6 protein-coding genes are annotated in these 6,526 nt (G+C 63.9%); 3 read left to right on the forward strand and 3 right to left on the reverse strand.

Features of this window, described 5'->3' with window-relative positions:
- Positions 1 to 151: 151 nt before the first annotated feature.
- Together RFM68_RS14915 and RFM68_RS14920 are read right to left on the reverse strand one after the other, a co-directional pair.
- Complete coding sequence (locus RFM68_RS14915) at positions 152 to 1,390, reverse strand: ABC transporter substrate-binding protein (RefSeq protein ID WP_430694863.1); 1,239 nt, start codon at positions 1,388 to 1,390, stop codon at positions 152 to 154.
- Positions 1,391 to 1,484: 94 nt separating this feature from the next.
- Positions 1,485 to 2,528: a LacI family DNA-binding transcriptional regulator gene (locus tag RFM68_RS14920; protein ID WP_320233737.1), complete on the reverse strand. Its 1,044-nt coding sequence runs from the start codon at positions 2,526 to 2,528 to the stop codon at positions 1,485 to 1,487.
- Between the two features lie 456 nt (positions 2,529 to 2,984).
- Between RFM68_RS14920 and RFM68_RS14925 the strand changes: the two genes are divergently transcribed.
- The 3 genes from RFM68_RS14925 (at position 2,985) to RFM68_RS33540 (ending at position 4,237) form a co-directional block, all read left to right on the forward strand.
- Positions 2,985 to 3,263, forward strand: a complete 279-nt coding sequence (locus RFM68_RS14925; protein WP_320233738.1) for a hypothetical protein — start codon at positions 2,985 to 2,987, stop codon at positions 3,261 to 3,263.
- A 436-nt stretch (positions 3,264 to 3,699) separates the two neighbouring features.
- Complete coding sequence (locus RFM68_RS14930; RefSeq protein ID WP_320233739.1) at positions 3,700 to 3,924, forward strand: dihydrofolate reductase family protein; 225 nt, start codon at positions 3,700 to 3,702, stop codon at positions 3,922 to 3,924.
- Between the two features lie 109 nt (positions 3,925 to 4,033).
- The gene (locus RFM68_RS33540; protein ID WP_347343992.1) at positions 4,034 to 4,237 is read left to right on the forward strand and encodes a dihydrofolate reductase family protein; all 204 of its coding nucleotides are present in this window, start codon (positions 4,034 to 4,036) and stop codon (positions 4,235 to 4,237) included.
- Positions 4,238 to 4,394: 157 nt separating this feature from the next.
- On the opposite strand, the gene RFM68_RS14940 is transcribed toward RFM68_RS33540, so the two are convergent.
- On the reverse strand, positions 4,395 to 6,526 hold a 2,132-nt coding region (locus tag RFM68_RS14940; RefSeq protein ID WP_320233741.1), incomplete at its 5' end, for a hypothetical protein.

Consider the following 6,526-nt stretch of genomic DNA (forward strand, 5'->3'; position numbering starts at 1 on the left):
GATACTAGTAAGAGTGAGTTGTCTCAACGCGATAGTCCTGCTGTTGGACGGATACAAAGACCGGCCGCCCGGCCAGGGAGACGGGGCGGGCGGCCGGTCAGAGCCTTGGCGCCGAGCGTTGCGCATTCCCCGCCGCCGGTAGGCCCTAGTGTTACTTGTTCGGCGCCTGGTCGATGATCGACTGCATGGTGTCCTGCGCATTCTTGATGGCGCCGTCGACGTCGTCGCCGAAGAACACCTCGTTGACCATCTGCGTCCACGGGCCATTGGCGGAGTTGATCAGGTCGTTGAACACCACCGAATAGGGCGTGCGACCCTTGGCCATCGCCTCGGCAGCCACCTGATAGCGCGGGTCGAGATCCTTAAGCGCGTCCTTGGCGATGTCGTTGCGCACCGGCAGGCTGCCGTATTTGGCGAGGATCGTCTGGCCTTCCAGCGAATAGGCGAAGTCGAGGAACTCCTTCACCACGGCGATCTTCTTGGTGCCCTTGGTGACGACGAAATTGTCGCCGCCGGCAAACGACGACCAGCCGCCATCCTTGCCCGGCAGGAAGGTGATGCCGTAGTCGACGTCCGGGTATTGCGTGTTGAGCGCGCCGATGGCGAAGGCGCCGGACGGCGAGATACCGATCTTGCCGCCGGCGAAGGCGGCGAAGAAGTTGGCGCCGGTATCGGTCTGCGCGCCCTCGGGTACCAGCCCCTTCTTGACCATCGAGCGGTAGAGGTCGATCGCGCCGCGCAGTTGCGGGCTGTCGAGCGTCGCCTTCGAGCCGTCCTCGGACAGGATGTCGCCGCCCGAGGCCCAGATCAGGGGCGTGAAGGTGAAGATGTTGCAGCCGCCGCAATTGCCGGAGAAATAGAAGCCCTTGATGTCGCCGCCGAGCGCATTGACCTTTTCGGCGTCGGCCTCGATCTCGGCCCAGTTGGCCGGCCCCTTCTCCGGGTCCAGCCCGGCCTGCTTGAACAGCTTCTTGTTCCAAATCAGCACCGAGGCGTCGGCCGAAAACGGCAGGCCGTAGATGCGGTCCTTGTAGGTGCCGGTCTTCACATGCGCCGGCGACAGGCTGGCGAAATAGAGCAAGGATTTCGCCCAGTCGGTGATGTCCTCGAGCTGGCCTGCGGCAGCGAAGGACGGCGTATAGATCAGGTCGAGCGACAGCGCGTCGGGCGCCGTGCCGCCGGCGGCGGCAGCGCCATATTTCGGGATGATCTCGGCGTTGGGGATGATGTCGAGCTTGATCTGGTCCTTGTTCGCCTTGTTGAAGGCGTCGACGATGCGCGGCATGAAGTTCGAGCCGTCGGCGCGAACCCAGATGTTGGCGGTCTCGGCGGATGCCGCCTGCAGGCCGCCACCGATGACGGCCGCGGCAAGCGCCAGCTTGGCAAGCATTGTCTTCACGTTATTCCTCCTCATGGTTCTCCTCCCTGTTTCGGCCACGCCGCCCGGCGAATTCGGGCAAGCGACGACCGTTTTCCTTCACATCTCAGCCGCCTGGCGGGCGGCCGCATGACTGACGCACCACCAGCCGGCACGGCAGTTTCCTAATGCCCGGCGCGGCCGGCTGGCCGCCCACGAGCGAAAGCAGGGCAAGCCCGGCCTCGCGGCCGAGGCTTGCCAGGTTCATGTCGACGGAGGTCAGCGGCGGACGTGTCGCCTCGGCCACGATCTCCCAATTGTCGAAACCGATGACGCCGACATCGTCAGGCACACCGACCCCGCGCTCGCGCAGCGCGTCGATGACGCCGCGGGCGATCTGGTCGTTGCCGCAGAAGATGGCATCGGGCCGCTCGCCCCTGCCCCCGAACAGCCTTGCCACCGCCTCGTGACCCCAGGCCTCCGACCAGGCGCCGAGCAGCGGCTCGCTCACGGCCAGATTGTTCTCCTCGAGCACCGCGCGATAGGCATCGGCGCGCGTGTTCACCACCTCGAAGCTCGATGGCCCGGAGACATGGGCGATACGGCGGCGCCCGAGCCGGCAGAAATGCTCGACCGCCAGTCGCGCGCCGCCGGCATCGTCGGAGACGAGGCCGATCGCGCCGGCATCAGGCTGGGTGAAGGCATAGACGACGGGCACGCGCAGATTGGAGAGATCGACCGGCAGATGCCGGTCGACGCGCTTGCCGGTGGCGATGATGCCGTCGACGCGCTTGTCGAGCATGGCCTCGACATGCAGCTGGCCGAGCCGCAGATCGTCCTCGACATTGCACAGGAACACCGACACGCCATTGTCGACCAGCGCATCGGAAACGCCGGCCATCAGCGGCAGCGAGAAACGGCCGTATGTATCGTTGGTCAGCAACCCGACGGTGAAGCTGCGACGCCGAAGCAGGCTCTGCGCCAGGTGATTGGGCCGGAAGCCGAGGCGCTGCGCCACCTCGCGAATGCGCTCGCGTGTGTCGGCCGTCATGCGCCCTTGCCCGTTCAGCGCCTTCGACGCCGTGGCGACGCTGACGCCGGCCGCCGCCGCCACCTCGCGCAGGGTGACAGGCTTGGCAAAGACAGGCGCTGACTCGGCGTCTGAAACCATCTTCGGCGCAGGACCTCCTAGGTTGAGAAAACCTTTTCTCACAAGAGCCTACTGCATTCGGACGGGGGCGGATGTCGAAAGCGGCGGTTTGGGAAAAGGTTTTCTCAGTGAGATTAGGGGAAGGTGAGGAGGTTGGCAAGGGGGACGGCGAAGCGCATCTCTGCCGGCCCTCGCCCTTCATCCTTCGTTCGCACGTCGCATATATTAGCAAAATCGTATATAATTGGTCAGCCGGTGCCGCCAACAGGAGCCCTCGCCGGTCAGGCCCGGCGCCCGTGCTGGCCTCCCCCCGGCCAAGCGGGTGCCGGACCGCCTCAGGAACGCGCCCGTCGCGGTTGCTGCCTCTGAAGCCCTCCCACCCCTTTTCCACCGCCGAGCCAAATGACTTGTGGATGACCCCGGAATCGCCGGCAAAGGTTGGTGGCTCGCTTTACCTAGCGGCATTAATGTACCGGAATGGCAACGGCGAACTTCATCGAAGAGCTTCAATTGGCTGCGGATCGCAGCGCCGAGATGCCGAGCGCCGACCTGAAGGCGCTGCTTCGCCGGGCTGCCCTGCTGTTGCGAAATGTGGGCGGCAGTGACGTGAACCTGGAGGCCGATGTCGAGGATGCGCTGGCGGGCGTGACGGCGGAGCGGCGGGTGTCGAGACCGCAATTGCTGCAGTCAATCGTCAGGCAGTGGCTGATCGTCAACTCCTATCTGCCTTTGTACAACATGGACGAAGAAGCTTGACGGCGCACTCCCGCTTCGCTCCGCAGCTTTTCTTGCCTTTGTGGCCCGGTATTCGCTCTCCCATGGCAACGCGTCGAAATCGGGCTTGTGCCGCTCGGCACGATAGACGACTTCCGTAATATAAATGCCCTTGGCCCCTTCCAGGACGCAGGCGAATGGCGGATCTCCTGGACATCGGTAGAGGCCAACTGCTTCCACGTAGACACCGCCCTTCGAAGTTGCCCGACTTTCAAGGCTTCGAAGTTCCATGGACATTCGTGCCCTGTCGCCATTCATTATGATGATGAGAAAGTCTGCGATGCCACCAGTGTGGCAGCCGCCGCCCACTCGTTGACGACATGTCCCCGTCAATATATTTTCGACTGTTGTATTATTTTATAATCGAATTAAATGCGGCCGTTGAATAGCGCCCTCTGAGGCAAGGGGCAGCAGCATCATGAGAGAATTGATCGTCACCGAATTCATTACCGTCGACGGCATCGCCGAGCACGAGAAGCTGCCCAGTGTCGTCTGGAACGACGCGATGAACAAATTCAAGGAGGATGAGCTCGCCGACAGCGGCGCCATGCTTCTCGGACGCATCACCTACGAGATCTTTGCCGGCCATTGGCCCTCGGAAACCGGCGACTTCGCCGAGCGCTTCAACGCGCTGCCCAAATAGTCGCCTCGACCAGCCTCAAGACGGTCGACTGGAAACCGGCCGAGCTCCTCGATGCCCCCTGCCCGAGGCCGTCGCCCGGCTGAAGCAACAGTCCGGCGGCAACATCTATATGCATGGCAGCCTGAGCGTCGCCCGGCAGCTTCTCGGCGCCGGACTGGTCGACCGCGTGAGGCTGCTCGTCTATCCGGGAGCCGCCGGCGGGGGCAAGCAGCTGTTTCCGTCCGACATACCGGTCGCGCTCGAACTTGTCTCGGCCGCGCCGCTCGGCAATGGCGTGGTGGCGATGGAATACAGGACGGTCGTGAAGAGTTAGAGGCCTGCGTCCAAAAGGGCTGGGCATCGCAGGGCTAGGAGACCAGCGTGATGCCAAGATCGTGACAGCTCGACCGATCGCGCGGTGTTTGATTGCGTTGTGTGACCGGACGATCGGGGGCAAGGCGCCCCCGATCACGAGATTTGCGCACAGTTCGTCAAATGAGGAAGACGCTGGCGTCTGGATGCGGCTGGTTGTTCATCGCGTCGAACGCGTTGGCGATATCCTCGACCCCCGGTTGACCGGTCAGGCCGAAATTGGAGGTTGGGGCGTTGAGGTCGTTAAGGACGTCCCGCACCGCGGCGCTCACCTCGCCCGGTTGGAGCGTGTGGTCGTGGTTCGTGTCTATCTGGTTGAGGATAGCGATGATGGCTGGGTTCGAACTGGTCGCCGCGGAGAAACTGAAATTGAGTTCCGTTTTGCCGCCGGGGCCGTCGGGCACGGCGTTGACGGCAGCGGCGATAAACGCTGCCGCCGAGGAGCGTTCGAGGTGGTTCACGCCGCCACCCTTGGCTCCCAACGCATCCGCGATCGAGGGCTGTCCGTGGATCTTATTCAGGTCGTCGAAACCGAAGATGGTCTCAAAGGAGGTCTTGTAGGTCCAGCCCGGATTGAACGAGTCCAACTCCTGGGTCACGATATCCAGGTGGTTCTTCCAGAAGCCCGGCGTCGCGCCCTGGCCCAGCGGTGGCAGGAAGTTGGTGAAGTCGTTGCCGGTGTCAACGCCGCCGCTGCCGGGATTGTCGACCGTCTGCACGAGGATGCCGGTCTGCTGGGAGCCGGCCGGCACCACTTCGTAGATGTTCTTGCCGACATCGGCCAGCGTCAGGTTGCCGATCGACCAGGCGCCGCTGGCATCGGTCGTCGTCGAAAGGTCGCCCGCGGTCAATGTGCCGCTGTTGTCCTCATCGATGAAGATCGTCACCGGACCATGCGTCCAGCCGATGTCGTCCGCCGTCTTGCCGTTGCCGGTCAGGTCCTCATACTTGGTGCCGGAGACCGAGAAGTTGCGGAAGTTGGTGAAGTCGTTGCCGGTGTCGGTGCCGCCGCTGCCGGGATTGTCGACCGTCTGCACGAGGATGCCGGTCTGCTCGGAGCCGGCCGGCACCACTTCGTAGATGTTCTTGCCGACATCGGCCAGCGTCAGGTTGCCGATCGACCAGGCGCCGCTGGCATCGGTCGTCGTCGAAAGGTCGCCCGCGGTCAATGTGCCGCTGTTGTCCTCATCGATGAAGATCGTCACCGGACCATGCGTCCAGCCGATGTCGTCCGCCGTCTTGCCGTTGCCGGTCAGGTCCTCATACTTGGTGCCGGAGACCGAGAAGTTGCGGAAGTTGGTGAAGTCGTTGCCGGTGTCGGTGCCGCCGCTGCCGGGGTTGTCGACCGTCTGCACGAGGATGCCGGTCTGCTCGGAGCCGCCCGGCACCACTTCGTAGATGCTCTTGCCGACATCGGCCAGCGTCAGGCCGCCGATCGACCAGGCGCCGCTGGCATCGGTCGTCGTCGAAAGGTCGCCCGCGGTCAATGTGCCGCTGTTGTCCTCGTCGATGAAGATCGTCACCGGACCATGCGTCCAGCCGATGTCGTCCGCCGTCTTGCCGTTGCCGGTCAGGTCCTCGTACTTGGTGCCGGAGACCGAGAAGTTGCGGAAGTTGGTGAAGTCGTTGCCGGTGTCGGTGCCGCCGCTGCCGGGATTGCCGACCGTCTGCACCAGCACGCCGGTCTCCTGCGAGCCGCCCGGCACCACTTCGTAGATGCTCTTGCCGACATCGGCCAGCGTCAGGCCGCCGATCGACCAGGCGCCGCTGGCATCGGTCGTCGTCGAAAGGTCGCCGGCGGTCAACGTGCCGCTGTTGTCCTCGTCGATGAAGATCGTCACCGGACCATGCGTCCAGCCGATGTCGTCCGCCGTCTTGCCATTGCCGGTCAGGTCCTCGTACTTGGTGCCGGAGACCGAGAAGTTGCGGAAGTTGGTGAAGTCGTTGCCGGTGTCGGTGCCGCCGCTGCCGGGGTTGCCGACCGTCTGCACCAGCACGCCGGTCTGCTGCGAGCCGCCCGGCACCACTTCGTAGATGCTCTTGCCGACATCGGCCAGCGTCAGGCCGCCGATCGACCAGTTGCCGCTGGCATCGGTCGTCGTCGAAAGGTCGCCCGCGGTCAATGTGCCGCTGTTGTCCTCGTCGATGAAGATCGTCACCGGACCATGCGTCCAGCCGATGTCGTCCGCCGTCTTGCCATTGCCGGTCAGGTCCTCGTACTTGGTGCCGGAGACCGAGAAGTTGCGGAAGT

Source organism: Mesorhizobium montanum, assembly GCF_033977145.1.
Taxonomy (GTDB): domain Bacteria; phylum Pseudomonadota; class Alphaproteobacteria; order Rhizobiales; family Rhizobiaceae; genus Mesorhizobium; species Mesorhizobium montanum.